The sequence below is a fragment of the Arthrobacter sp. APC 3897 genome, from assembly GCF_030407495.1.
GTDB lineage: Bacteria > Actinomycetota > Actinomycetes > Actinomycetales > Micrococcaceae > Arthrobacter_B.
In genome coordinates, this window is record NZ_JASDDG010000008.1 from 1 (window position 1) to 27000 (window position 27000).

Annotated in this window: 22 protein-coding genes and 1 tRNA gene; 8 read left to right on the forward strand and 15 right to left on the reverse strand. The window is 64.6% G+C overall.

Features of this window, described 5'->3' with window-relative positions; all coding sequences use genetic code 11:
* The 4 genes from QMA10_RS05520 to QMA10_RS05535 form a co-directional block, all read left to right on the forward strand.
* On the forward strand, positions 1–728 hold a 728-nt coding region (locus QMA10_RS05520), incomplete at its 5' end, for a TMEM175 family protein (RefSeq protein ID WP_290166829.1).
* Positions 729–790: 62 nt separating this feature from the next.
* Positions 791–878, forward strand: a tRNA-Ser gene (locus QMA10_RS05525).
* 164 nt (positions 879–1042) lie between these two features.
* Complete coding sequence (locus QMA10_RS05530) at positions 1043–2743, forward strand: tripartite tricarboxylate transporter permease (protein ID WP_290166830.1); 1701 nt, start codon at positions 1043–1045, stop codon at positions 2741–2743.
* Entirely contained in the window at positions 2740–3408 is a 669-nt protein-coding gene (locus tag QMA10_RS05535; RefSeq protein ID WP_290166831.1) for a GntR family transcriptional regulator, read from the forward strand. Before QMA10_RS05530 ends, QMA10_RS05535 begins: the two co-directional genes overlap by 4 nt.
* 306 nt (positions 3409–3714) lie before the next feature.
* On the opposite strand, the gene QMA10_RS05540 is transcribed toward QMA10_RS05535, so the two are convergent.
* Genes QMA10_RS05540 through QMA10_RS05550 form a run of 3 tightly spaced genes read right to left on the reverse strand, consistent with a single transcriptional unit; the run spans position 3715 to position 8292 of the window.
* The gene (locus QMA10_RS05540; protein WP_290166832.1) at positions 3715–4323 is read right to left on the reverse strand and encodes an isochorismatase family protein; all 609 of its coding nucleotides are present in this window, start codon (positions 4321–4323) and stop codon (positions 3715–3717) included.
* Positions 4320–6194 carry a hydantoinase B/oxoprolinase family protein gene (locus tag QMA10_RS05545; protein WP_290166833.1) on the reverse strand — a complete coding sequence of 625 codons (1875 nt, stop codon included), beginning with the start codon at positions 6192–6194 and terminating at the stop codon, positions 4320–4322. Before QMA10_RS05545 ends, QMA10_RS05540 begins: the two co-directional genes overlap by 4 nt.
* A 4-nt stretch (positions 6195–6198) precedes the next feature.
* Positions 6199–8292: a hydantoinase/oxoprolinase family protein gene (locus QMA10_RS05550; protein WP_290166834.1), complete on the reverse strand. Its 2094-nt coding sequence runs from the start codon at positions 8290–8292 to the stop codon at positions 6199–6201.
* A gap of 287 nt (positions 8293–8579) precedes the next feature.
* Between QMA10_RS05550 and QMA10_RS05555 the strand changes: the two genes are divergently transcribed.
* Genes QMA10_RS05555 through QMA10_RS05565 form a run of 3 tightly spaced genes read left to right on the forward strand, consistent with a single transcriptional unit; the run spans position 8580 to position 11447 of the window.
* Positions 8580–9788, forward strand: a complete 1209-nt coding sequence (locus QMA10_RS05555) for a CoA transferase (RefSeq protein ID WP_290166835.1) — start codon at positions 8580–8582, stop codon at positions 9786–9788.
* Positions 9785–10756: a hydroxymethylglutaryl-CoA lyase gene (locus tag QMA10_RS05560; protein WP_290166836.1), complete on the forward strand. Its 972-nt coding sequence runs from the start codon at positions 9785–9787 to the stop codon at positions 10754–10756. Before QMA10_RS05555 ends, QMA10_RS05560 begins: the two co-directional genes overlap by 4 nt.
* A gap of 10 nt (positions 10757–10766) precedes the next feature.
* Positions 10767–11447, forward strand: coding sequence for a GntR family transcriptional regulator (locus QMA10_RS05565; protein ID WP_290166837.1), 681 nt, complete (start codon positions 10767–10769; stop codon positions 11445–11447).
* A 55-nt stretch (positions 11448–11502) separates the two neighbouring features.
* On the opposite strand, the gene QMA10_RS05570 is transcribed toward QMA10_RS05565, so the two are convergent.
* The 9 genes from QMA10_RS05570 to QMA10_RS05610 all read right to left on the reverse strand — a co-directional run bounded on the left by QMA10_RS05570 (position 11503) and on the right by QMA10_RS05610 (position 20275).
* Positions 11503–12084 (reverse strand): GNAT family N-acetyltransferase, encoded by a 582-nt coding sequence (locus tag QMA10_RS05570; protein WP_290166838.1) that lies wholly within the window; start codon positions 12082–12084, stop codon positions 11503–11505.
* Between the two features lie 104 nt (positions 12085–12188).
* Positions 12189–12866, reverse strand: a complete 678-nt coding sequence (locus QMA10_RS05575; RefSeq protein WP_290166839.1) for a DsbA family protein — start codon at positions 12864–12866, stop codon at positions 12189–12191.
* A gap of 423 nt (positions 12867–13289) precedes the next feature.
* Positions 13290–14243 (reverse strand): DUF2804 domain-containing protein, encoded by a 954-nt coding sequence (locus tag QMA10_RS05580; RefSeq protein ID WP_290166840.1) that lies wholly within the window; start codon positions 14241–14243, stop codon positions 13290–13292.
* An 86-nt stretch (positions 14244–14329) separates the two neighbouring features.
* Positions 14330–15100 (reverse strand): carbohydrate ABC transporter permease, encoded by a 771-nt coding sequence (locus tag QMA10_RS05585; RefSeq protein ID WP_290166841.1) that lies wholly within the window; start codon positions 15098–15100, stop codon positions 14330–14332.
* Positions 15101–15216: 116 nt separating this feature from the next.
* Positions 15217–16134 carry a sugar ABC transporter permease gene (locus tag QMA10_RS05590; RefSeq protein ID WP_290166842.1) on the reverse strand — a complete coding sequence of 306 codons (918 nt, stop codon included), beginning with the start codon at positions 16132–16134 and terminating at the stop codon, positions 15217–15219.
* A 2-nt stretch (positions 16135–16136) separates the two neighbouring features.
* The gene (locus QMA10_RS05595; protein ID WP_290166843.1) at positions 16137–17345 is read right to left on the reverse strand and encodes a sugar ABC transporter substrate-binding protein; all 1209 of its coding nucleotides are present in this window, start codon (positions 17343–17345) and stop codon (positions 16137–16139) included.
* A gap of 401 nt (positions 17346–17746) precedes the next feature.
* On the reverse strand, positions 17747–18823 hold the full coding sequence (locus QMA10_RS05600; RefSeq protein WP_290166844.1) for a LacI family DNA-binding transcriptional regulator: 1077 nt from the start codon (positions 18821–18823) through the stop codon (positions 17747–17749).
* Between the two features lie 30 nt (positions 18824–18853).
* A complete protein-coding gene (locus QMA10_RS05605; RefSeq protein ID WP_290166845.1) occupies positions 18854–19759 on the reverse strand; it encodes an oxygenase MpaB family protein in 906 nt (301 codons plus the stop codon).
* A gap of 90 nt (positions 19760–19849) precedes the next feature.
* Positions 19850–20275, reverse strand: a complete 426-nt coding sequence (locus tag QMA10_RS05610) for a helix-turn-helix domain-containing protein (RefSeq protein ID WP_290166846.1) — start codon at positions 20273–20275, stop codon at positions 19850–19852.
* Between the two features lie 153 nt (positions 20276–20428).
* Between QMA10_RS05610 and QMA10_RS05615 the strand changes: the two genes are divergently transcribed.
* On the forward strand, positions 20429–21301 hold the full coding sequence (locus tag QMA10_RS05615) for an oxidoreductase (protein ID WP_290166847.1): 873 nt from the start codon (positions 20429–20431) through the stop codon (positions 21299–21301).
* A gap of 54 nt (positions 21302–21355) precedes the next feature.
* Here the strand turns inward: QMA10_RS05615 and QMA10_RS05620 are convergent, their stop codons facing one another.
* Genes QMA10_RS05620 through QMA10_RS05630 form a run of 3 tightly spaced genes read right to left on the reverse strand, consistent with a single transcriptional unit; the run spans position 21356 to position 26995 of the window.
* Positions 21356–24727, reverse strand: a complete 3372-nt coding sequence (locus QMA10_RS05620; protein ID WP_290166848.1) for an ATP-binding protein — start codon at positions 24725–24727, stop codon at positions 21356–21358.
* Positions 24724–25500, reverse strand: a complete 777-nt coding sequence (locus QMA10_RS05625) for a DUF4194 domain-containing protein (RefSeq protein ID WP_290166849.1) — start codon at positions 25498–25500, stop codon at positions 24724–24726. The genes QMA10_RS05620 and QMA10_RS05625 overlap by 4 nt, the downstream gene beginning before the upstream one ends.
* Entirely contained in the window at positions 25493–26995 is a 1503-nt protein-coding gene (locus QMA10_RS05630) for a DUF3375 domain-containing protein (protein WP_290166850.1), read from the reverse strand. Before QMA10_RS05630 ends, QMA10_RS05625 begins: the two co-directional genes overlap by 8 nt.
* Positions 26996–27000: the final 5 nt, after the last annotated feature.

Sequence of the window (27000 nt, forward strand, 5' to 3'; positions counted from 1 at the left end):
GGCTTCAATCGTTCCGGCGCAGGGGAGGGGTGACGCAGTGGGGGGAGTCCACCACACTGGACTGTGTGTCCCGCATGAGCATGAACCAGGCCTTCGCCCGGCGGTTCAATTCCGGCCCTGACGTTGAGCGCACCGCATTCTTCAGTGATGCCGTCTTCGCCATTGCCATGACCCTGCTCGCCGTGGACATTAAGGCTCCTCAGGTGTCCGGCGATGAGCTGGGCCGGGCCGTCGTCGAGCAGTTTCCGGAATTCGGCGCGTACCTGCTGTCGTTTGTGGTGACCGCTGCCTATTGGCTCAGTCATCATCGCCTCTTCCGGCTGCTCTCCGGATTCACAGTAGTGCTGCAGCGCCTGAACCTGGCCCTGCTGCTGATGGTTGCGCTCATCGGCTACGCCGCGGACATGATTGCCTTTCACGGTAACCAAGTGCTGGGGGTGGTGGTCTACGCGGGAATACTGGGTCTCATTGGAGTGGTCAACACATCGATGTGGATCTACGCCGGCCGCCGGGGGCTGTTTCGGGATGACGTGCATCCCCGGCTTCTGGCCTATGCCCGGACGCGTGTGGCGGTAACGCCGGCAGTGTTCCTGGTGTCCATTCCGATTGCCTTTCTGAGTCCTGCAGCCGCCACCTATTCGTGGGCCGCCATCGTCGTCGTAAACCTGCTGTTCCGGGTGCTTGGAAGCAGAGCCCCCGCACCGGCCGAAATAGCCGGCAACGCCTGACGATTCGTTGGATTAGCCATTCATCGGGTAGTCTTATATCTGCTTCTTCGGGAGCAATGCCTGGAGGATTCGCCTAGCGGCCTATGGCGCACGCCTGGAACGCGTGTTGGGTTAACGCCCTCGGGGGTTCAAATCCCCCATCCTCCGCCACTCAAGCCCCACCAGCCGGAATTATCCGGCCGGTGGGGCTTGTTTCGTTCTAGCGCTGGTACCACGCCCCCGTAGGGACAGGTCCTACTGCCAGGCCTGCTGCGCCGCATCCCCAAGCGCCTTGCAGCCATTGCTGACGAACTGGCGCAGACGGCCGGGAGACGGTGCCCGACGCCGGCTTCAGCACCTCCCTGGAGGAGATGGACGCCGGGATCAGCATCAACAACACAGTCTCCGGCTTTCCCGAAATCCAGGATGCCACCCCGCTCTTTGACTGCAGCGTGGTTCCGGCCGGTCAGCCCCAGCTTCGTAGCCTCACCGCTCACCAACAAGCCCGTCTGCGAAGTGGCGATGGATCTGCGCGTCCACGGGTCCTCAATGCCAGTGCCTGGCCCGGTGCGTCGGGCAGGTATGCGCTGCTGGTATTTATGCCGGACGCTGTTTGCGGGGGAGGCCGACGTCGTCATCGCCGGCGGTACCGCTGCGGCGATCACCTCGCGCAGGTGTTCGCGGAGCTCCTGGGCGGTGCGATGGCCAGCGACGGCTTTCATATAGTGGCACCGGAGCCCAGCGGGCAGTACGCAGCGCATGCCATTACCGGGCACTGCGCCGCTCCGGCGTGCATCCAGCGGCGTGGATCTGATCTCCGCCCACGGCACGCCCATCAGGGCGCCCTAGCCACAGCCGCCATCGGGTCTTTTGTGGCCGGTACCATAGCAACGGCGCTGGTCGCGTTCTTTGCCCCATGGATCGTTGATGTTGCAGTCAAGTTGGGGCCCCAGGATTATCTTGCCCTCATGGTTGTGGCCTTTATGACCGTCAGCGCGCTCGTTGGTAGTTCGCCACTGCGTGGCGTGGTCGCCATGGTTCTCGGCCTGGTCATAGGCATAGTGGGTATTGATTTTCAAAGCGGCCAGTCCAGGCTGACCTTTGGAATGGTACGTCTGCTCGACGGCGTTGACGTTGTCGTATTGATAGTTGCCCTGTTTGCCATTGGGGAAGTTCTCTATGTTGCGGCACATCAGGCGTCGAGCCATTTTGATCTGATTTCCATTCGGAGCCAGAAATGGATGACCCGCCAAGATTGGAAGCGGTCTTGGAAGCCTTGGCTTAGGGGGACTGCCATCGGTTTCCCATTGGGAGTGATCCCGGCCGGTGGTTCCGAGATCCCCACTTTCCTGTCCTACTCCTTGGAAAAGAAGCTTTCAAAGCATCCTGAGGAGTTCGGCAAGGGTGCGATCGAAGGTGTCGCGGGCCCGGAGGCCGCCAACAACTCTAACGTTGCCGGAGCCATGGTCCCGCTGCTGACCCTCGGGATCCCCACGTCAGCTACTGCAGCAGTGATTCTCGTAGCCTTCCAGCAGTACGGAATACAACCTGGTCCGCAGCTGCTCGAGACTCAGCCAGCCTTGGTTTGGGGGTTGATAGCAAGCCTGTTTATTGGGAACTTTATGCTTTTGGTTCTGAACCTGCCCCTTGTTGGTGTGTGGGTGAAGATTTTGCATATTCCCAAACCGTATCTCTACGCCGGGATCGCCACTTTTGCCCTGCTCGGTGCCTATTCCGTAAACGGATCCACCTTTGATGTTGGCTTGATGTTGTTCTTTGGCATCATCGGATATCTGCTTCGTCGGTATGGATTCCCCATCGCTCCTTTGATAGTGGGCGCGATTCTGGGCCCTTTGGCGGAGCTGCAGATGCGCCGGGCTCTCGACATAAGCGCCGGTGACCTTTCGGCGCTGGTATCCACGCCTTTTACTGTCGTGGTCTATGCCGTCCTTGCACTGGTAATCCTTGTACCGATGTTCCTGCGTGCAAGCAGGCGAAGGGCAGCGGGCAGGCCGGGGACAAAGGTCGCTGCGTGAATCTATTGGACCATCAGAGAGCGGCGCCGCCATCCGGTGCCTATGGACGTCTAAGGGATTGGATAATTAGCGGCAAGTTAGCGCCCGAGACTCAGGTTACGGAGCCCGGCTTGGCCCAGATGCTTGGCCTGAGCAGGACCCCCGTAAGGGAGGCTTTGACGATCCTGGTATCGGAGGGCCTCATGACACGGCTTCCCACGGGGCGGGTGATGGTTGCTGCGGTTTCGGTCGAGGAGATCCAGAGAATCTACGACGTGAGGTCCCGTCTTGAGGGACTGATCGCCAGAGATGCGTCGATGCGGATCACTCCGGAGGATCGGTCAGACTTGGAGCGGCAAGTCGTCCTGATGGAGCGTCTGAGTGATGATTACGCGGAAGTAGTAAGAATCGGCAAGAGCTTTCATCAGCAACTGGAATACATCTCCAGAAACCTGGTCTGTTCCAGCTTCCTCCAACAAATAAGGGGACATGTAGACCGGTACAGGGTCTTCACGACCCAAGAGCCAGGCCGTTCCTTTCTAGTGGCTGCAGAGCATAGGGGGGTGTTTGAGGCAGTGGTTTCCGGCACTCCCGAGACTGCGGAATCGGTTATGAGGCTTCACATTGATGAGGCAGGAAAAGCAGCCTCCGATTGGGCGAGAAAATGGTCAGCACCGGAAACATAAATCCACACCAGCTTTGTAGGGAGAGATGTGCAGGCGTCTCCGGGTGCCGCTTACCCGGGACGCCTGCAACTTGTTAAGCAATTGGAGCCAGATCAGTGCCGGTCGAGAGCTTGATCCAGGGGTTCCGAGATTTCGTTGTAGGCACCGGTCTGGAGCTGCACCTCGCGGTCCTTGTGGATCAGTGGGGCGTGTGGATCAGTGGGGCGTGTGCTGGATCTGTAGGTTCTGCGCATCCTGCAGGTTCCGGGGTGTGATTTCTATCCGCCCGACCGGTGGCGGGGGCCGAACGTCCTCATGGCCGGACCGCTAGAGGGGACGGAAGTAGTCCAGGACACCCGCGCTGTCCCAGATCTCGGCGTATTTGGCCTGCAGATCGTAGAGCGATGCATTGTGCACAGTTTCGTCCCGGTCCCCGACGGCGTCGCTCACCACGATGGGAATGAACCCGTGCTGGACAGCATCAACGGCGGTGGCACGGATGCAGCCGCTGGTGCTGGTGCCCACGATCACCAGGGTGTCCACCCCCTGGGCCTGCAGGTCCCGGGCGAGGTCCGTGCCGAAGAACGCGCTGGCATACTGTTTCACCAGCACGGTTTCGCCATCCTCGGGAGCAACTTCAGGCATGATCGAGCCCAGCTCCGAGTCTCCGATCAGCAGCCGCAGCGCAGGGACCTTCAGAATGAACACCCCGCCGTCGGCACCATCGGGGCCGTAGCTGACGCGGGTGTGCAGCACGGGAACTCCGCTGGCCCGTGCCGCGCCAATGACTGCGGCCGCCGTAGTGAGGAACTCCTGATCCGGCAGGCACAGCGGACTTTCCGGCTCGAAGTATGCCCGCATGAGGTCAACGGACACCACGGCCGGCGTGCGGCCGGGGGCCAGGCTCCCGTCGAATCCGTCGGCGAAACCGCTCACAGCATGGCCACCGGGGGAGTCGGAGCCTCCAGCCCTGTTTCAGCGAGGCTGTTGGCCAGCAGATCCGCCAGCTCACCGCCCCGGTTGAACAGCGGCAGCGGTTCCTTCCGGTCCCCGCGCAGCTGGGCGCGCAGATCCTCGGTGGCCCCGGCGTCGAGCGCTCCGTCGGCAGTGCACACCACACCGTAGCGCCGTGCGCCGTCGCCGGTGACCAGCCCGCGCCGCACCTCCTTGGCCACAAGCTCGGGGTCCCGCTCCAGCGGATCCCCCCATCCGCCGCCGCCCCAGGTGACAAAATGCAGCACGTCACCGGGAGCCACTGCAACGTCGTGGACCTTCGACGGCAGCACGGTGGTGGTGCCGTCGGCCTTGTCGATCCATTTCCGCCCGCGCGCACCCGGATCCCCGCCGCGGACGCCCCAGGGGTAGGTGAGCCAGCGGTCGTCATGGATGGCTATGGTGCCCGGCTCCAGGAACCGGTATGCGACGTCGACGCCGTTGCCGCCGCGGTGCAGCCCCGCTCCGCCGGTGTCAGCAATGGTCTCCCAGCGCTCGATGATCAGCGGGTAGTAGGACTCCAGGTACTCGCACGGGATATTCGTGAAGGATGGCCACAGCGAGTGGCCGTCCGGGCCGTCGCCCACCGGGCGGCCGGGGATCCCGCCGAAACCAATGGAGTACAGCTGGAACCACTCACCCTTGTGGTCACCGGAGCTGTAGTTCCCGGAGTACATGAAGTGGGGCGAGGAGGAGAATCCGGCACCGTTGAGCAGGTCCGGGTTGGCCTGGCCCAGGAGCCCGCCAAAGAGATCGAACAGCCGGCCAATTCCGTGGTTCCGGCCGTTCAGCGCCGCCGGATACCGCGGTTTCCAGAACGTGTCCTCGGGGATCTCCACGTCCACCAGCGGGTAGAAGCCGTCATTCCACAGGATCTGCGGGTCCGCGACCGTGATCATGTAGATGCCGAAGAACATCCGGATGAGGTTTTCGTTGATGTAGTAGTTGATTGGCCCCTGCGCCTGCGGGCTGCTGCCGGTCAGGTCGATCAGCACCTTGTCGCCGGTGCGGGTGATCGTCATCTTCAGTTCGTAGGGTCCGAAGCCCCGGCCGTCGTCGTCGATAAAATCGGTGAAGGACAGCGGCTTGCCCTCCTCGAAGACCACGGAGAGGAGGGTTTTCATGGCCCGGTAGTTGCGGTCCAGCAGGGCGTTCAGCGCTGAGGTGTAGGTGTCGACGCCGAAGCGTGCGCACATTTCCTGCACCCGCCGGGCGGCGGTGCTGCAGGCGGCAACCAGTCCGTTGAGGTCAGCGCGGTTCCAGTCCGGTTTGCGGACCTGGTTCAAGATGATTCCCAGCGACGTTTCGTCGCGTTCCCCGCGCCGGTACAGCTTGAACGGCGGAATCACCACGCCTTCTTCGAAGATGGTGCGCGCGTCGGTGGGCATGGAGGCCGGGGTTTTGCCTCCGACGTCGGTCATGTGGCCAAACTGGGAGGACCAGCCCACAATCCTGCCCTCGTAGAAGATGGGCATCACCACCAGCCAGTCATTGGCGTGGCTGATGGCCGCACCGCAGGAGTAGGGGTCCGAAGTCATCAGGACATCGCCCTCCTCGATGGTCCCGTGGAAGTTCTCCAGGAAATCCGGGATGGACAGGCCAAACTGGCCAACGATCATCTTCCCGGACGGGTCCGCGATGAGCGGGAACTCGTCATGCTGTTCGCGGATGCCCGGGCTCAGCGCTGTCCGGAACAGGGTTTCGTCCATTTCGTAGCGGGCGCTGCGCAGGGCGTTTTCAATCAGGTCGAGCGTGACAACGTCCACGTCCACCGGACGCAGCGCCTCGGTGGCGGTCTCCACAAGCTGTGCCATGGGGCTACTCCTTCGAATCTTCGGCGGGGCGGGCATCTTCGGCGGGGCGGATCAGCAGGCTGCCGTGTTCATGCACCGTGGCGGCGTGTCCGGGCAGGACCAGGGTGGTGGAGTCCATCTCGGCGATGACCGCCGGGCCGGGGACTACGTTGCCGGCCAGCAGCCGGTCCCGGTCATAAACGGTGGCTTCAACCGTGTTTCCGTCCACGTAAATGCTGGTCATGGTGCGTTTGGCGGCGGATGGGTCCGGTCCGCCGGTTTCCAGCGTGATCGATGCGACCTCCGGGTGGGGCCCGTTGACAGTGGCCCGGACGGTGACCAGCTCATGTTCGTTATTGAGCAGGAAGGAGAACAGCCTCTCGTGCTCGGCATCGAAGGCCGAGCGGAGACCGGCAAAACCGCCGCCGTCGTCGGCTGCGAACGCCGAGAAATCGATGGGCACGGGAATTTCGAAACCCTGCCCGTGGTAGCGCACGTCAGCGGAGTAGCTGACGGTCAGCTCATCCTCCGCAAGTCCGGCGGCCAGCAGTGTTTCCCGTGCCGTGGCCGCAAGCTCCTGAAGCAGGACCACCAGATCGGCGTCGGCGAAGTCGCTGAACGGGCGCACGAGGGTGCGGCCGGCTTCATCGCGCAGGCTTGTGGTGGCATCGCCGTAGGCGGAGAGCACCCCCGGCGACGGCGGGATGATGACGGGCCATGCTCCGGTCAGTTTTCCCAGCGCGTTGGCGTGCAGCGGACCGGCGCCGCCAAAGGCCACCAGGGCGAAGTCCCGCGGATCAAAACCCTGCTGGGTGGACACGAGCTTCAGCGCGCCGAACATGTTCTCGTTGACGATGTGCACAATGCCTTCGGCGGCACGTTCCACCTCGTTCAGGCCCGTGGCGTCCGCGATGGTTTTCACCGCTGCGGAGGCGGCTTCGGCATCCAGCCCAATCTCGCCGCCGGCGAGCTGCGACGGCAGATAGCCCAGGACCACATTGGCGTCCGTCACTGTGGGTTCGGTTCCGCCGCGGCCGTACGACGCCGGCCCGGGGGCGGCTCCGGCGGACTGCGGGCCGACGCGCAGCGCCTGGGTCAGCGGAGGAACGTGCGCGATGGATCCGCCGCCGGCGCCGATGGTCCTGACATCCACGGATGTTGCGCGGACGGTCAGGTCCCCCACCCGTGTTTCACGGCCGATCCGGGGCTGCAGGTTCTGCACCAGGGCAACGTCGGTGGAGGTGCCGCCCATGTCGAAGGTGAGGAAGTCCCGGTATCCGGCCTGCTCCGCAGCCCATGCCGCCCCGGTCACACCGCCGGCGGGTCCGGAGAGCAGCAGTGACACCGGATTCTCGGCGGCCACCGTTCCGGACACCAATCCTCCGTCGCTGCGCAGGATGGACAGCCGGGCGTCCATGCCGGCGTCGGCCATCTGGGCGTCGAGGTTCCGGACATACCCGGAGACCTGGCCCTGGACGTAGGCGTTGGCCACGGTGGTGATGGCCCGTTCATATTCGCGCAGTTCCGGCAGCACCACCGAGGAGCGGGACACCGGAATCCCCGGCAGTTCCTCAGCGGCAATTTCAGCGATCCGGGTTTCGTGGTCTCCGTTGGCGTAGGCGTTGATCAGGCAGATGCTCAGGGCTTCGATGCCGTTGTTCCGCAGCTTGCCGAGCTGGCGCCTGACGTCATCCTCGTCCAGCGGTGTCAGCACCGAGCCGGTGGTGGTGACCCGTTCGGTCACCTCCACTGTGTCTTCCAGATCCGCCAGCGGCTCGGGTTTGGGCCAGATGATCCAGCCGGCCAGGCCGCCGGGGACAAAGGACCTGGCGATCTGCAGGACCTGCCGGAATCCGCGTGTGGTCACCAGACCCACACGCGATCCCTTCTTTTCCAGAATGGCGTTGGTGGCAACAGTGGTCCCGTGCAGGACGTCGCGGACCGCGGACGGCTCGATGCCTGCTGCCGCGCACACCTGGCGGATGCCGTGCAGCACGCCCAGGGACTGGTCTTCCGGCGTGGAGGAGGTCTTGTACCGATGGGTTTCCCCGGTGTCCTCGTTGACCAGCAAAATGTCGGTGAATGTGCCGCCCACATCCACGCCTAACCGAAACGCCATCACTTCTCCTTGGGGGTGGCGCTGCCCGGGCCCGCGGATCCTGCCGGGTCGGTGCAGCGTGGGAATCGGGCTGGAATGCCGCGGATGGTGCATGCGTCGCATTCGGTGGCATCAGGCTAGGTTGGCTGCTGACCACTGTCAAGAGATTGCATACAACCCAACTTTCCCAAGCCCGGCGTTCCTTGACATTACTTCGCACTACCTGCGAAGTTGTATGCACTACGCGCCGCCTTGGCTGCGCACAACCATCACTCAAAGTGTTCACGGCGCAGCCCAGGAGGATCAGGATGACAGGTTCCGGACAGTCTGCGGGCCCGCTGGCCGGGGTGCGGGTGGTGGAAATGGGCCAGCTGCTGGCCGGCCCGTTCTGCGGACAGCTTCTTGGCGATCTAGGCGCCGACGTCGTCAAAATCGAGGACCCCGCGAAGGGGGACCCGCTGCGCCAGTGGGGCCGGCAGCTGCCCAAGGGCCAGTCACTGTGGTGGTCCGTCGTCGGGCGCAACAAGCGCTCCGTCACCCTGAACCTGCGCGAAGCCGAGGGGCAGGAACTGGCCCGGAAACTGATCGCGGACGCGGACATCCTGGTGGAGAATTTCCGCCCCGGAACCATGGAGCGCTGGGGGATGGGCTTCGAAGACCTGCAGGAAATCAACCCCCGCCTGGTGATGGTCCGGGTCTCCGGATTCGGGCAGGACGGCCCCTACTCGCAGCGCGCGGGATACGGCGCCATCGGCGAAGCCATGGGCGGACTGCGCTATGTGGTGGGGGATCCATCCACGCCGCCCTCGCGGGTGGGCATTTCCATCGGCGACACCCTCGCGGCGATGTTCGCCACCATTGGGGCTTTGGCCGCGCTGCAGGAGCGGCAGGTGAGCGGCCGCGGCCAAATGGTGGATTCGGCCATCTATGAGGCGGTGCTCGGCGTCATGGAATCACTGGTGCCCGAGTGGCAGATAACGGGTTATCAACGGGAACGGACCGGAGCCGTGCTGCCCAACATTGCCCCGAGCAATGTCTACCCCACGAAGGACGGGCAATGGCTGCTGATCGCGGCAAACCAGGACACCGTTTTCGCCCGGCTGGCCAAGGCCATGCAGGCACCCGAACTGGCTGCGGACGGCCGCTATGCCACGCACGGCGCACGCGGTGAACGTCAGGAGGAACTCGACGAACGGATTGCCGCCTTCACCTCCTCTCTGGATGCCGAAGCACTGGAAGCTGTGCTGGAAGAACATGGCGTTCCGTCCGGCCGGATCTTCCGCCCCGTGGACATGTTCACTGATCCGCAGTTCCAGGCCCGCGGCTCCATCACCGAAGTGGACCACCCGGCGCTTGGATCCCTGGCCATGCAGAACGTTTTCCCGCGCCTGAGCCGCACCCGCGGCAGCATCCGCTGGCCCGGCCCGGAACTTGGCGCCCATACCGCTGAAGTCCTCGCCGGCGTCGGAGTGGATCCGGCCGCGCTCCAGGACCTGCGCACCCGGGGTGTGGCATGAGCCTGCCCGGGCTGCCAGCCTCGGTCCGGCTGGTGGAGGTGGGGCTGCGGGACGGACTCCAGTCGGTGCCGGAACCGCTGTCGACGGCGGAGAAAGTGGAACTCGTCCGGCTGCTGATCGACGCCGGCGTGCGGGAAATTGAGGCGGTTTCCTTCGCGCATCCCAAGGTCCTGCCGCAGCTTGCCGACGCGGCGGAGGTGATGGCTGCCCTTCCGCGGATTCCGGGTGTGCGCTACCGTGGCCTGGCGCCGAATTACCGGGGTGCCGAGCGGGCCGTGGACTGTGGGCTGGATGAGCTCGTGGTGGTGGTCTCCGCGGATGAGGACGTCAGCCAGCGCAACCAGCGGCTCTCCGTCACCGAAGCGCTGGCCGGTCTTTCCCGGATTGGGCACCTCGCCGACCGGACCGGACTCCGCCTCGTCACCGCCGTCGCATGCTCCTTTTTTGCCCCGGCGCGGGGCCCTGTTCCCGACGCGGAGAGGCTGCGGGTGGTGCATGCAGCTGTCGACGCCGGTTCGGCGGGCGTATACCTCGCCGGCACGTCCGGACAGGAGGAGCCCGGTGAATTCCATGACGGGGTTGCCGAGGTGCGCACCCTGTATCCGGAGCTGGAGGTTGGCGTCCATCTGCACAACCGCAACGGCTTTGCGCCAGCAAACGCCATCGCGGCGATGCAGGCCGGAGCGGACTGGCTGGAGGGTTCCTTCGCCGGGCTCGGCGGGGACCTGTGGTTCCCCGGGGATCCGTCGGTGCTGGGCAACGCACCGCTGGAGGACCTGGTGCATCTGTGTGACGGGCTGGGTGTTTCCACCGGGATAGACCTGCCGAAGTATCTGCGGGCCGCAGACCGGATTGTTGAGCTGACCGGCCGGCCGTCCGCGTCCTTTGTTTCCCGGGGCGGCACCCGGGCCGACCTGGCGGCTGCGTCCTGGCCCGAGCAGTCGGAACCCGCCTCCGACCGGGGCTAACGTGGTGGGCATGGAACAACCCGAACACCCCGAACATCCCGTGCAGCCGGCTGAACCCGTTGATGACAGTGCCTACGCCAGGATCCGCGGCCTGATTGCCTCCGGTGACCTTGAGCAGGGGTCCTGGCTGCGGGAAACTGCCCTGGCCGAACGGCTTGGTGTCAGCCGCACCCCCATCAGGGAGGCTTTGAACCGGCTGGCCGCCGAGGGCATCGTGGAGATGAGCCGGAACAAGGGCGCCCAAGTGGTGAGCTTCAGCGGCAAGGATGTGGCGGATCTGTATGACGTCCGCGCCGGGTTTGAACCGCATGCGGCGCTGCTGGCGGTGCCCCGGCTCAGCGGCGCCGACGTTGACCGGCTCGCCGTTTTGGCCGCCGAAATGGAGGAGGCGGCCGCCGCCGGATCCTTGGAGATGCTTAGCACCCTGAACAACGAGTTTCACGGCATGTTTGTCCAGCGCTGCGGCAACCGGCACTTCGCCGCCGCGCTGCAGACGCTGATGCGCCCCGCCGTCGTGGCCCACACCTTCAACCGGTACAGTCCGGAAGCGCTGCAGCGCAGCATGTCCCATCATGCCGAGCTGGTGGCTGCGGCACGGGCGGGCGACGGCGAATGGGCCGAAGCGGTGATGCGCACCCACATTCTGGCCGCCCGGAATGCGGCGGGCGCCAGGCAGCCTGCCGTGTCCTAAATCTGTGGGTCCAGGTGCCGGGCCACTCTGCCCGGTGATTGAAGGACGACGCCGGTTACCGCGGCTGGACGCTGATGCGCATCACGGTCTTGCTCTTGCCGATGTGCCGCTCGAAGGTGAACCCGGCCTTCTCGAACATGGCCCTCGTGCCGTTGTGGAGGAACGAGGATGAGGTTCTCTTGCCGGGGGTCAGTTCGTTGGGGAACGAGACCACTTCGCCTCCGCCGGACCGTGCAATCAGGTCGAGCGCACCGTCCAGGGCTTCGCGGGCCACACCGGAACGCCGGTGGTCACGGTCCACGAAGAAGCACGTGATGCGCCACGGCGCAGGCCTGGTTTCGCCGGCGTCGTACTGCTTGCGGTGATAAATCCCGGGCAGCTCGGCCGGGCTGCCGTACTGGCACCATGCGATGGCGTCGTCGCCGTCGAAGACGAGTGCGGCGTGTGCTGCGCCTTCCGCGACGAGCCGCTGCTTGAAGGTGGGCCGGTCGTACTCGTTTTTGACGGTGTCTTTCGTGTCGCCGTGAAAGTACGAGCAATAACAGCCGCCCCAGACCCCGTTGTGCTTCCGTGCGAGGGCAAGCCATGCCGGAAAGGTCTCCGGGGTGAGTGGTTTGATGACGTGTGGCTGTGCCATGCCCGCCTCCAGGGTTTCCGCGGGTTTCAGGCAGCCCGCGTGTGCGGACAGTCAATCCGATGCCGTGCCCGCCTTCAAGGAGAATCAGCAGCTGCTGAACAGCATTACTTGTTTAATGCGGCGTCCAGCGGTTCGGAGATGGCGCTGTAGTCCACGGAATCCAGCATCAGCACCTCGTTGTTTAGCACCAGCGAGGGAGTGCCCGGCAAGTCCAGGTCCTGGGCGTCCCGCAGGTCCCTGGCCACCCGATCCTTGATCGCGTCCGAGTTGTAGTCGGCACGGAACGTCTCAGTATCCAGACCCAGATCCCCCGCATAGGAGACAAAAAGGTCTTCCACGTCTTCCTGGTTCTTCCAGTCCTGCTGGTGTTCGAAGACGACGCCGGCCATCTCCTCCAGCTTGCCCTGCTCTGCCGCGGCTTCCACCGCCCTGGCTGAGGTTTCGGCGTTCTGGTGCCTGGGCAGCGGGTAATTGCGCACCACGATGCGGACCTGATCTCCGTAATCGTCCTTGGCCTGCTGGATCAGATCGTCCATCATGGCGCAGTACGGGCACTGGTAGTCGGTGAAGAGCACCAGGGTGGCCTGCGGATCATCCGGGTCGGTGATGGTTCGAGCGTCCGCGGGTGCCACCTGATCAACGTGGTCAGACGCAACGGCGGTTGCTGCCGGAGCGCTGGTTGAGGTTTCCGGTGCCGGGGCGTCCGAGGACGTCCCGCAGGAAACCACGCCGCCGCTAACAAGCAGGCCGGCGATGAGCAGTGAGGGTAAAACCCTGCGCATAGTCCCCTTCCTGAAGTCGTGAAGCTTCCGAAGTGAAGCGCGCGCAGAGGCACGCTTCGGGTACCGGGTGCAGTTGGCTTACCCTTTAATGGTTTCACCCGGGTCCGGGGGACTGAAAGCGGGGTACGGCGTGATTTTCGTCCGGCAGACCTGTGTCCGGCGCAACGATTACTGCCGGGCGGACAGCCGCGCAATGCGCTCGCGGGCAGACCGTTCGCTGGGGCCCTGCGGCCCCAGCCCCAGCCGGATGACACCCAGCACTGCCTTCACGGGCAGGCGCATCAGGCGCGCTCGGCAGGAGGCACACCGGGGGATGACAACCAGTGCAGCGAGTCGCAGGGAAGGGCAGCAGGCGTTCCTTCCGGAATCAGTGATGTTGATCCGACGCCTACCGACCCGGTCGATGGCCGGGTCGGTAGGCAATTACCAGCGTCTCTGCACTTCCTCGACATGACCGGCGATGTTCGAGAAACGCACCACCCCACCATCCGACAGAGCAACCTCCCCTGAGTACCGCCCAAAGCAGGTGTCCGCCCGGCTCATCACAATCCACCTGTTGAATAGATGATGGAGATGGTGTTCCGGGACAAACTCGATCTTCGTGGTTGGCCCGGTAATCGTCCATGGGCTTAGCCAGTTCTTTGGATCGTATTGCCAATCCAGATGCTCGCTAATCTTATGGAGCCGCCCATCGACCCGGATCCAGTTTTCGGTCGACGGAGTACCATCGGTCCACTTTCCGCCGACTTGAAGGCCAATTTTGCGGCCGTCCTCCGTGTGTCCGCTGCCGGCCCCCCAGTTCCAAAACGTGAAATAGGGCCAGCGGCCACGCCCGCGGTCGTGAACCGCAGAGGACGTTTGCGGGGTAATGGGGTACTCGATGCCGTCCACCGTGGCCATTCCCGAGGCTCTGAGGCAGTTGTCCTTCTTGGTGTACTGGAACAACCGCTCCGTCCAGGGAACCACTACTCCCATCGATTCGTGGCCGGGTTCTGCCTCGATTCGGAGGGACAAACGAATCCGTGAAGAGGTGGCATCCAGCAGGGTATCGAGACCAACAGGGGTCAGAGTAACCTCTACATCCCGTCTGGTTGCATGCATGGGGGCCTTGTCCCGGGGATCACTGATGCCTCTGTGGCGCGGTAGCCAAGTGTTGCCACCCTGCCGGAGCTCAGTGTTCGATGTCTTGTTCCAGAAGGTGACGGATACATTTGCGCGGTAGTCGTGGTGCGAAATGTTGACGGAGAAGATTCCTTCTGGAACCGAGATGGACCAGTATTCAAACCGCTTGTTCCGGCCCCAACCTCGCAGATTGCTGCGATGAAGTGCTGTCCGTGTCCAACCCACCGCCTCTGGGTTAAGCCGACCGTTTGTCATGCATAAATCAACGGGTTGGGTGATTTCTTGTTCTCGGATCTGTTCTCCACCCGGAGAAACTTTTCGAGCCGGTAGCTGTATGAACCTCATCCTTTGGTGGCGCCTTCCGCTAGGCCTCGAATTAGCCACTTCTGGACCAGAAGCGACAGGATGACAACGGGGATGACGGTGACCATGCCGGCCGCCGCTAGAGCGCCCCAATTGGCTCCGCTCTCCGTATCGCCAACCATCCCGGCAATAGCTACGGGGAACGTTGTGGCACTGCGGTTAGTCAGGATGAGCGCAAAAAGCAGTTCTTCCCAGGCAAGGATGATGCTGAAGATAAAAGTAGACAGCAGTCCTGGCAACGAAATGGGCACGATAATCCTGAAAAAGGCGCCCAACCGGGAACATCCATCCAGCATTGCCGATTCCTCCAGCTCTTTGGGGAGAGAGAGGAAGAATCCCCGCATCAGCCACATAACGTAAGGAATGATGAATGAGCAATAGGCAAGAATGAGGACTATGTGGGTATCCGTGACGCCCAGCGACCGTGCGACAAGGAACATCGGCACAGCCAGGGCAATGGGAGGCACTCCCCGGGACACGAGGATGAGCGCACCAATGGTTCCGGCACCGCGGATGTTCAGGCGGGCAAGGGCATAACCTGCCATGGCTCCGGCCAGCAGCGAGAGCACCGAAGCGCCCACGGCCACAATCACGGTGTTCAGCATCTGCCCGGCGAAACCGCCGCGGGTAAGGACATCCACGTACTGCGTCAGAGTTGGCTCAAACAGCACTTTGGGCGGAACTGAAAAAATGTCTCGTTGGAACTTGAACGAGGTCAGGAGCATCCAGACCAGGGGTAGCAGGAACAATATGCAGGTTGCCACGCCGCCCCAGACGCGGAAGCGATGGGCAGCGGCTGAGCGTCGTTTGCGTCGCGGATTGTCGGGTTTTCTCGGCTGCGCCGTGAGAGGCGCTTCCAGTGTTGTCACAGCCGGTCCTCCATTTTCTTGCTGCTCCAAAGGAATACGAACGTCAGCGCCATCGTGATCACCAGGACGATCATTGCCATGGCAGAAGAGGTGCTGAACTGCAGCAGCTGAAAGGCCTGCCGGTAGATATAGAGGTTCACCACGTTGGTGTCCTGCCCGGGCCCGCCGTTGGTGGTGGACAGCACCACGTCGAACATCTTGACGGCACCAAGCCAGCGCACCACAAACGTGGCCGCGATGATCGGCGCCAGCATGGGCAGGGTGATGGATTTGAGTGTGTGCCACCAATTGGCCCCGTCCACGGAGGCAGCTTCGAAGACATCCTTTGGCAGGCTCAACATTGCCGCCGCGGCTATGAGTACAACAAAGGGAACCGAGCGCCAAGTGTCAATGATGACAATGCTTATCATCGCCACACCGGAACTGCCGAACCAGTCAATCGCTGAGACGCCGAACAGCCCCAGAAGCCAGTTCACGATTCCCCACAGGGGATCCAACATGATTTTCCAGACGCCGCCCGATACTACCGGGGCAACCACCATCGGGATCAGGAACAGGCCACGGATAACGCCGCGGCCTCTCCACTCCGCATTGAGCAAAAAAGCGATTCCAAATCCTAATAAAATCTGGAGCGGCAAGGCCATCACCAAATAAATTCCCGTTACGGTCAATGAGTTATGGAACGCTTCATCCCGAAGAACACGGGAGTAATTGTCCGCGCCTACCCATTCGGAGGGAGCGAACGTGCCTAGGTCAAAAGCCGAAAAACTGATTTGGAGTGTGTACAGGAGCGGGTACGCGAGCACCGCCACCAGAAGAAGCGTGGCCGGCAGCAGGAACACCCATCTGCCGGCCACGTCTTTGGCACGGGTGCGGGTCCTCAACCGCCGTGTATCGAGGGACTGGACGGCCATGGCTACTTGCCCAGCAGGTCGCGGATTTGCTCGTCCGCCTTCTCGAGTGCCTCACCTGCGGACTTGTCACCCTGGACGGCCGCACTGGTTTCGTTCGCGAGGATCTCCTGGATGGCGTTGGAATCAACGGCCCGGGGCCGCCACATTTCACCGCTGGCCGCAACATCGAACCCGTCTTGGGTTGCGGCGAAGACGGGGGCAAGCCACTCCTCTTCCGGTTCCGTACTCAGCGTGGATTTACGAGCGGGGAACGAGCCCAGATTGTTAGAGGCCCAAAGTTCGCCTTCTTTGGAACTCATCCACTGCAGGAAGGTCCACGCCGCCTCCGGGTTGTCGCTGTTCTTGAATACCGCACCGCTCCAGATCCCGCGGTGCGCGCCCGGCCCCTCACTACCGGCGGGCATGGTCTGGATCCCCACCCGCTCCGGTGTGAGCGTGGTGACCTCCGGATCCACTGCTGCGCTTCGATACGCACTTCCCCAAGTGAACAGTGTGGCCACCTTCCCCTGCCGGAAGGCATCCAGCGGTTCGGTGTAGTTGTACGTCGATGCTCCTGAAGGCGCATATTTGAGCAGATCAACCTGAGTCTGCAGCGCCTGTTCCCCCTCAGGGGTGTTGAAGGACGGGGTCATGTCTTCGTTGAACAGTTCACCGCCGTTGGAATTGAGCACAGTCTGCCAGAAGGGCGGCGAGAGCACTCCGCGTGCCCACGTCAGGCCGGCGGCCCAAGAATCTACGCTGCCGTCGCCGTCAGTGTCCTGCACCAGCTTCGGGGCCTGGGACATGTACTCCTCCCAGGTGAGGTTGGCTGTCGGTTCGGGCAGCCCCGCCTTCTGATACAGATCTTTGTTGTAAAGCATCAAAAGCAAGTTTGAGCGGAGTGGGACACCGTACTGGCCGTCGTCCCACTCTCCGGCAGCTAGGGGAGCGGTATTGAAGTCATCCCAGTCGTAGTCGTCCTCGGTCCACTCCGCAGCGTCATCTTTCAGCTCGAGCAACAACCCGGAGTCTGCCAGCTGGGGCGTCCACGGATCATCAAGGGTAATCAGGTCATAGTCAGGATCAGGGCTGGTTCCGTTCAACAGGCCCTTGGCGAGCAGGCTGTCGTAGGGCGTTGAATCGATGGTGACGTCGATATAGGGGTACTTCTTGTTGAACTCCGGGACCAGCTGGTCCTGCCACGTCTGAGCAAAGGCATCGTTAGACATCATGGTGATCTGCACATGCTCTTCGGCGGTGCCAAGCCCACCACCGTCCTGTGTCGATGGTGCCGGCCCGCCGCAGGCGGACAGCAGCAGGGCGCCGATTCCTGCAATTCCGGTAAGGGTCGATCGTCTGGGGAACCGTTGGGTTTGTGAATGGTGTGACATCGGGCTTCGTCTCCTCGTCATTGAAATGAAACGTCCGAACATGGGCTGAGTCAGTGTGCATAACAGGTCCGGACGACCTTCCGGTGGGGAAGAAGGGCTGGACTCGAGGCTGCTGTTAGTGACGCGAGCCATAACGCAAGACGGTATTGCAACGTGGAAATAAATACAACACATTTCATGCTTGACATATTGATGACAGCTCAGCGGGAGCCCCATATACCCGTGAATAAGCGGGGTCTACCTCAACCGGCCGTTGAGCCCCGGACAATGAGCCGGTGAGGGGCCGTTAATCCCACCACTTCCCTGGTCGGGTTTTCCATCCGGCCGAGCAGCGTTTCCACGGCCAAAGTGGCAATGCTGCGTAGGTCCGGTGCAATGGTTGACAGTGTCGGAGCTGTGAACGCCCCTTCGGGAGAATCGTCCCAGCCAATCACGGCGATATCCTCCGGGATTCGGATGCCATGTAGCCGAAAGGCATGCATCAACCCGATGGCGAGCAGATCATTGGCGCAGACGATTGCATCGAATTCATGGATGCGCGGGATGAGGTGCTCTGCTCGGGCAAAACCCTCCTCGCGAGAATAATCGCCCTCAGCGGTGACAGCATCAGCGGAAACTGACGCCGGACCCACCACCAGAGCGGGATCCAGAGGGATGCCCGCTGCCTGCAGGGCCTGCTGATAGCCCGCAAAACGGAGGTCTCCGGTGCCCAGTGTGCCTTCTGCCAGGTACCCAAGGAAGCCAATGCGGCGTCGGCCCAGCGACACGACATGCTCCGTAGCGGCACGCGTGGAAGCGATGTTGTCCACTATGACGTGGTCAATATCCGGGTTTGCCGTGTGCTGGCCAAGCAGGACCAACGGGGTGGAGTCCCGGAGGGATACCAATTCGCCCACCGGCACCGACAGCGGGCTGAAGATAATGCCGTCCGTCAGTATGCTCCCGTACCCCCGCGCCACCTGTTTCTCGCGTTCGGGCAGCCCGAGCGTCTCGTCAATGAGGACTACGTAGTTCTCCCTCCCAGCCGCTTCCACTACAGCATGGGCAAGGCTGGCAAAGTAGGGGTTGGCAATGTAGGGCACGGCTAGCGTCAGGAGTTGGCTTTTTCCTCCGCGGAGCTGGCGTGCCGCAACACGCGGCCGATACCCAAGTTCCTTAATGGCTGCTTCGACTTTTTCCTTAGTCTCCGGACGCAGGTAGCGGTGCCCGTGGATTACGTTGGAAACCGTGCGCCACGAAACGCCAGCAAGGGCCGCAACGTCCTTGATGCTCGGACGGCGCTCGGACGAGGGAGCAGAGCTGTCTTCGGTGGCTTCCATGTCCGTCATTCTAAGTGCGGACGGGGGTAGCTACCGTCCTCCGGACAGCCGCGCAATGCGCTCGCGGGCGGACCGTTCGCTGGGGCCCTGCGGCCCCAGCCCCAGCCGGATGACGCCGAGCACTGCCTTCACCGGCAGCCGCATGGGGATCCGGAACGGACCGATCCGCGGTTCCTTCAGGCCCAGCAGCTCCCGGTGCCGCGGCTCCAGCGATGAGACGGCGCCGGCAAAAAGCACCCGGTAGCCCATCAGCTGGGAGCGCGGCAGCGGCGGCCGACGCAGGAACCCCAGCGCCTCCTGAACGTAGGCACTGTCCCGCAGCTCGCCGTCGTACGCTGCCATCTGGGCCCGCAGTTCGGCCTCGGACCGCGGCGGATTATCGATGCGCATCAGTTCCCCGGCCACCGCCCACTCGGACACATAGGCGTCGGGCCCGCCGGGAATCGGACCGCCGAAGCGCTGATGGGAGCTGAGGAACGCATCGGTGAACGCCAGGTGTACCCAGCGGGCGATCTCCGGATCATTCGCCGAGTAGGGGCGTTCGACGCCGGCGGCGTCCTCGTACATGCCGTGCACGCGTTCATGCAGGCGCAGGACCCACTCGGATCCGGAGCGTGCCGCCTTGGTGTCCCCGTAGGTGACCGTGAAGATCCAGCGGATGGTGCCGGCGAGCCGGCCCAGCGGATCCTCCTTGTAATCGGAGAAGTCGTGCACGCCAGCCATGGCACCCGGATGCAGCGCCTGCAGCAGCAGGGCGCGGATGCCGGCGATGACCGGCGTCATGGACCCGTGCACCGCCCACACTGCCGATTCCGTGCCGAAATAGCCGGTGTCATCGCCCTTCGCCAGTTCCAGTTCCCACTGCGGAATTTCGGTGGCGTTGTTGCTGAAGGTGCCGATCAGCTGCCGGCGCCAGGTCTCAAGGATTTTTAGCACTCCACCAGTCTCCATCCCGGATGCCGTTTCCGGCTACCGGCCGGCGATGCCGCAGACAAGGTCGTGGACGGAGTGGCAGCCACGGCCGAGTTACTTCGTGCCGGCGTCGTGCGCAGCACGCTGGGCAAGGACGTCATCCATGTGCAGTTCGGCCCAGGACTTGATGCTGCGCACCAGTCCGTGCAGGGAGATCCCCAGATCGGTGAGCTCGTATGACACGGTTACGGGCACCGTGGCGGTGGCGGTCCGGGTGATGAGGCCGTCCCGTTCCAGGGAGCGCAGGGTCTGCGTGAGCATTTTCTGGCTAACGCCGGAGAGGACGCGGGACAGTTCGGAAAAACGCATTGGCCGCGGATCGCCGGAGCAGTCCGGCCCGCTTCCCAGCGCGGCGATCACCAGTGTGACCCATTTGTCGGAGATTCGGTCCAGCAGTTTCCGGCTGGGGCATGCCGCCAGAAAGGCGTTGTACGCGGACTTCTCCCGCGCACGCTTCTCTGCTGCCGTAATGGTGGGCATGGCGTCTCCTGATCTGTCGGGGGTAGCTGCCGGGGGTGACTAAGGCACTTCAAAGTGCCTACTTCCCCATGGGAAGTAACCCAACCATAGTGGAGTAACGCTCCTCGGAGCACCACCCGAACTCTCCGGCATTTCACGAAGACAAGGCAGCAAATGAACTCTTTGACAACCTCCCTCCCGGGCGGAACCTGGACCCTCGGCGACCTCAACGTATCCCGGTTCGGCTACGGTGCCATGCAGCTGGCCGGTCCCGGGGTCATGGGCCCGCCCGCCGACGTCGACGGCGCCCTGGCCGTCCTCCGCACGGCAGTGGAGCTGGGCATCACCCACATCGACACCGCCGAGGCCTACGGACCCCGCATCACCAATCAGCTTATCCGCGAGGCGCTGCACCCCTACCCCGAAGCACTGCACATCGTGACCAAGGTCGGGGCCGTCCGCGACGGGCAGGGCGGCTGGCCGCCGGCGCGCACGTCGGAGCAGCTGCGCCGCGCCGTGGAGGAGAACCTTGAAACACTCGGGTTGCCGGTGCTCGACGCCGTGAACCTGCGGATGGGCGACAGCAGCGGGCCCGTGGCGGAGTCCCTCGCAGAGGCCTTCGAAACGCTCGTCGAGCTGCAGGAGCAGGGGATGATCCGGCATCTGGGCCTGAGCAACGTGCTGCCGGAGCAGGTGGCGGAGGCGCGGGCCATCGCACCGATTGTGTCAGTGCAGAACATGTACAACCTCGCGTTCCGCTCTGACGACGCACTGATCGACGCCCTGGCGCGGGACGGCATCGCCTACGTTCCGTTCTTCCCGCTGGGCGGCTTCACCCCGCTGCAGTCCAAGGCACTCCTGGCCGTGGCCAACCGCCGGGACTCCACGCCCATGGCCGTCGCCCTGGCCTGGCTGCTGCAGCGTTCCCCGAATATCCTGCTGATCCCCGGCACCTCCTCAGCGGAGCACCTGCGCGAAAACGCCGCCGGCGCCGCACTGATTCTCTCCGCCGCAGACCTCGCCGAACTGGACCGGATCGGCGGGTAGCCGGGAGACGACGACGGCGGCAGCGGCCCGCCGTCGTCACCCGCCGTCGTCTGCCTACCGCAGCAGGATGTTCACCGGCACCGAACCGGAGCCGCGCCGGATGTCCCGTTCCAGCACCCCGGAACGGTTGGCGGCGTCGTCGCGCAGGATCTCGGTAACCGAGCCCAGGAACCGGGACAGGTCCACCTTGTCCTCGGGCGCGGCGAGCAGCAGCTGGAAGCCGAACTCATGCAGCGCATTGATGGACGCCTCCGCGAAGGACAGCGACGACTTCACAAAAGCCTCATCCATCATCACCGTGCCGTAGGTGCTGAAGCCCTGGCTCACGATGCCCAGCTGGTAGGCCAGCGCGGACGCCATGATGAACGCCGTGAAGCGCTGGCCTTCGCCGCCGGACATCAGCGACGCCTGCAGGTTGGTGTAGGCCTGGCCGTTGGCGAGGCGGTGCGTGCAGGTGATGGTCACGTGGGAGCGCACATCCAGGACCTCGGCCCGCCAGCGGCGCTCCTCCGGATCCTTCAGCCGGTCCACCAGGTTCTCCAGCGCGGTGTACCGGGCGTCCATGTCCGCCTTGTTCTGCCGCATCCCCATCATCGGCAGCGCGTTTTTCAGTTCGGTGCGGAACTTGTGCGCGGCGTCGGGAACCGTGGTTTTGACCTCGATCTCCAGATGGCTGTCCACATGGTATTCCACCCGCTGCAGCACCGAGTTCAGCGGCAACAGGCGCGAGGAAATGCTGCGCCGTTCCTCGTCCAGCAGCGCGAGCAGGTCGCTGAACCGCTCGTAGGTGCGGTTGTTGAAGTATTCGCGGAACTCGGTTTCGTGCTGCGGCAGGCCCTCGGAGACGATGCTCTCGAACCGCTCCGCGTAGGCACCGGCGGCGTCCACCGAGGTGCCGAAGTCCGAGCCCCACTTGTCCGTGTACGTCTCGAAGGTCCGCTCCAGCCGGTTCTTCGTTTCCAGCAGCGTCTTTTCCAGCCGGGCGCCCTCGGTGATCAGGGTCCGTTCCACCTCGGCGGCGGCCTCCTGTAGGCGCACGACGTCGGTGATCTCGCCGAAGGGGGCGAAGAGTTCCTCCAGCGCCTCCTGCAGGGACGCATCCAGGGCGCCCAGTGCCTTGGCGGCCAGGGTGTCCCGGCGGCCGGTGGCGGCGGCGAGCTGTTCGCGGGTGCGGGCCAGGTCGCCCTTGAGCACGCCGATCCGTTCGATCGCGGCGGTGGAATCCAGCTCGGCGGTGTCCAGTTCGAAGCGGATCTGGTCCAGGTCCGTGTTGGCGTCCCGGGCCGAGTCCAGCGCGTCGGTGGCGGCAGCGACGGCGTCGCGCTGGGCGGCGGCGGAGAGCTCCTCCCAGGGCCGGGTGTCGGCGGCGACGCGGCGGACGGCGGCGAGCCGGCTGACCAGTTCCGCCTGGGTCTGGGCCTGTGCCTGGGAGCGGGTGTCGGCTTCGGTGTAGCGGTCGCGCAGGGCCAGCAGGTCGTTGCCCAGGGCGGCGACGGTGTCCTTGTTGTCAAAGCCCAGCACGTTGTCCGAGGCCTTGGCGTGCCGGTCATCCTTCTCCGTGGTGGAGGAGTTGCGCTTGACCGCGCCGCCCAGGCTCACGCCGCGGGAGATCCCGGCCAGCTCGTCCGGATCCTCCACGCAGACAAAGTCGTAGTGCGCGGTGATCTTGCGGGCCACCCAGTCGCCCATCTCGGAGTCCTGCGTGACCAGCTTGGTGATCAGGTCCCGCGGTCCGGGCTCGGACGGTCCCTCCACCGGCACGCTGACGTCGATGCAGCGCAGGAAGCCGTTGAGGTTGGTTTCGGAGAGGTAGCGGGTGACGGCGCGCATGTGCTCGCCGGGCACCAGCAGGGCGGTGGCCAGGGAGCGCAGCGTGCGTTCGGCGGCGGGCCGCCACTGCTGCTGTTCCGGTTCCAGGTCGATCAGTTCGGCGGCGAAGGGCAGGTCCGCCTCGTCCAGGCCGGTGGCGGCGCAGATCCGTGCGCGCTGGTCCAGGGATTCCTGCCGGATGTTGGAGGTGCGGCGGCGGAAGGAGCCAATGTCGTTTTCCAGCTTGGCGATCTGCCCCTTGAGCTGCCAGGCCTGGCCGTGCGCGTCGGAGCTGCGTTCGCGGGCGGCCTCCACCTCGGCGGTCAGGGACTTCACAAGTTCGGCGGCGCGGCTGCGGGCGGTGACCAGCCCGGCGGGGGAGAAGTCGACGTCGATGCCGGCGGCGGCGAGTTCCCCGCGGGCGGTTTCCTCCAGCGCCACGCGGGAGTTCAGCTGCACGACGGCGGCGGCCAGTTCGCGTTCGAGCGTGGCGATGGTGCCGCCGCCCTCTTCGCTGTAGCGGGCGGCGAGGGCGTTGACCTTCTGCTTCAGGTCGTCGCGGCGGATTTCCGCGGCGGCCAGTTCGCGGGCGCCGGTCTCCTCCTGGGCGGTGAGCCGGGCGACGTCGCGTTCGTGGCTGGCCAGGGTCAGGCGCTGCCGGTACGCGGGCAGCCCCTCCTTGGTGAGGGCGCGGTTGTGCCGCAGTTCGGCGTCGGCGGTGGTGAAGAGCCGGTGCAGGTCCGGCACGTCGGCCAGGTGGTCGCGCTGCTGGCGGGCGCGTTCGAGCTGCCGGCGGATGCTGCGCAGGTGGCTGAAGTCCTCCACCGCTTCATCGGCGGCGGCCAGGGTCTTGGGGGTGTCCAGCACGTTGGTGCGGAAGAAGTCGTTGACCGTGCCGCCCAGGCCCTTGCCGGTCTGCAGGATGCGCAGCAGGCCAAAGGCCTTCTCGTCCTCCACCCCCAGGGCGGTGCGGAAGCGTTCGGCGAACATCTTGTGTGAATCGAAGACGGCCGCGCCGGGCAGCAGCGCTTCGAGGCTGCCCTTGGTGAAGCGGCCGCGCATCTCGGTTTCCAGGGCGCGGACGTCCAGCGGCCGGTTGTGCACCGCGTAGAACCGGCCAACATGGTGCTCGGTGCCGTTGGCGGGCAGGTCCATCAGGACCGAGAGGCTGGTGATCTGGCCCAGACCGTTGTCGAAGGTCAGGCAGACGGCGGACCAGGTGGCGCCGGGGCGCTGGTAGGCGGTGCCGTCGGCACCCGAGGCGGCGCCGTCGTCGGGCGCTGTGCCGGTTCCGCCGGACGCGGGCTGCCCGGAGCCCTGGGTGCCCAGGCGGCCGCGCATGTAGGAGAACGCGGTGCGCTTTTCCTCGGCCAGGGACCCGCCGTTGTTCTGCGCGGCCTCGTTCATTTTGGGCCGGGCGTCCATGACCTGGAGCATCGCGTCGAAGATGGTGGACTTGCCCACGCCGGAGTCGCCGGTGAGCAGGGTGCCGGCGCGGTCCACGTAGATGGTGTGTGCGCCGTCGAACGTTCCCCAGTTCACGATCTGCACGGAGGAGAGCCGGTTCTGGCCGGGGTTGATCAGGTCGCCCATGGGAAGGGTGGTTTCGATGCTCACGCGATGTCCTCGCCGTCGTTGGCTGATGCCGGTTCGGGCAGTTCGGGGTCGGGCAGTTCGGGCTGTTCGCCGGCGGCGTCCGTCAGGGCCTGCATGAAGGTGACAATGTCGCCGATGTGTTCATACGGCAGTGCCAGCGGCAGGGCGCCGGAGATGACCCAGACGTTCTCCACCTCGGTGGGCAGCAGCAGCCGGCGTTCCTGCACGAGTTTGCGGATGGCGGCGTCGGCCACGTCCTCGACGGACTTGGCGTCGCGCTGGCCGGGATCGACGTAGCCCTCGATGATTTCCAGGATGTCGGTGCGGGCAATCACGGCGTCGTTGCCGGTGCCGGCGTGCCGGTCCAGCAGCAGGCGCATGCGCAGCAGCAGCAGGGTTTCCTCGCGGGTCATTTCGCGCTGGCGCTGCAGGACGGCGGTGTGCGGCTCAGGCATGTCCACCGGGCGCAGCAGGGCAACCTTGCGGTCCTCGTCGATGACCAGGGTCAGGAACAGTTCACTGAGCCGGGTGCGCAGCTCGGCCTGGTTATCCACCACGGTGTTGTAGACGTTGTCGCTGCTGGTGGCATCCAGGTACGGGCCGCGCAGCAGCCGGATCAGGGCCTGGCGCAGTTTCAGCGGCAGGGTTCCGGTGTCGCCGGGGAACAGTTCGGGTCCGTCCACCAGGACGTTCCGTTCCGCGGGGGCCGGCGCGGCGGGGTAACCGTCCGCGTCAAAATCGGTGTCCTCTGCGGGTGCGGGGGCGTCCGCGGAGTCGAGGCTGGTTTCACTCATGGGTGGGAGCTTTCGCGACGGCGACGGCGGGCAGCAGCGCGGTGCGCTCGCTGCCGTCGATCTGGGTAAAGGTGATGGATTCAGGTTGTGCGGCCAGCCCGGCGGGGGTGCTGCCGCCGCGGGAGGCGGGGGAGAAGTCCGCGGAGCCGGCTTCCAGGGCTGCCGAGAGCAGGGCGCGGATGCTGTTCAGGTGCCGGTCCTCGGGGGCGAGTTCGGCGAAGATCTCGCCCACCGTGGCGGTGCCGCGGGTGCCGGCGGCGCGGGTGACGGCGTCGCGCAGGGCCCGGCGGTTGGCGCGCGGGGTGCGGACGGAGCGGTGGATGTCGGATTCAGTGAACGACGGCGGTGCCGGCAGCTTGGGCGGCGGCGCGTGGTCGGCGGGGTTAAAGAGGTGCACCATGCCGAGCGATTCAAAGGCCGCGCCGTGCAGCAGCGGTGCCGGCACGACGGCGGTGCGGCGTTTGCTGCGCGGAGCCTTGTGGATGGCGGTCTCTGCGGTGCGGATCAGCTGGCGCAGCTGGACCGATTCGCGGTACTCGTCGCTTTGGACGTAGGTGTGCATGGATTCGGAGAGCCGGCCGTAGATGCGGTGGATTTCGGTGGCCTGGCCGCGCATGTCGCTGATCAGCCGGTGCAGGCCCTGCCGGTCTTCGGGGCTCAGGTCCTCGGCGAAGTCCCGTTCCAGCACCTCGGCGATGGCGGCGCGGAAGCGGTCCTGCTGCTCTGCGTCATTCAGGAAGGCGGTGAAGCCCTCGTAGGTGCGGCCTTCGCTGGTGTTGCGCAGCTTCCGGTCCGCTTCGAGGATTTCGCCCATGGTCAGGCCCTTGGCGGCGATGGATTCCACCATTTCCTGGCGCAGGGCGTGCAGCATCTTCTCCAGGCCGTCGCGCATCCGCTTGAAGTCCGCCGGCAGGGCGGCGGCGAGGTCGAGGATGTCCTGGGCGGCTTCGACGGCGGTGTCCCCGTCCACCGGGGCCGGTGCCTCGCCGGATTCCAGGTCTCGGATCAGCTCTTCGCGCCGGGCGACCTCTTCTTTAAGGACGGCGATGCGGGCAGCGGGGTCCGGGTTGGTTTCGTGGGCGAGGTTTTCCACCCGGGAGAGCAGGGTGGCCAGCCGGGAGGAGTTCAGGCTGGTCTTGTCCGAGGTGTTGCCGTCCAGATAGGACAGGAACCGCACGGAGGATTCGGTGAGTTCGTAGACGAAGCGGCCGTCCACGCGGGGGCGGGCCAGGAAGCGGCGGGTGACCCAGTCATCGGCGTAGTTCTTGCCGGTCCAGTCCTCGCGCAGGCTGACTCCGGAGATCCGCAGCTGGCGCAGGAAACCGTCCGTCATGTTGTGGAATTCTTCTAGCGGGATCCGCGGCCGGGTGCGCCCGAACGCCTCCCGGAACAGGGCCAGCACCCAGGGGTTGGCCGTGGTCAGTTTCCAGCCCGGGGTGGCTTGGAGCCGCTGCAGTTCCGCCCAGCGGGCAACCGTGTTTTCGATGAAGGACATACTGC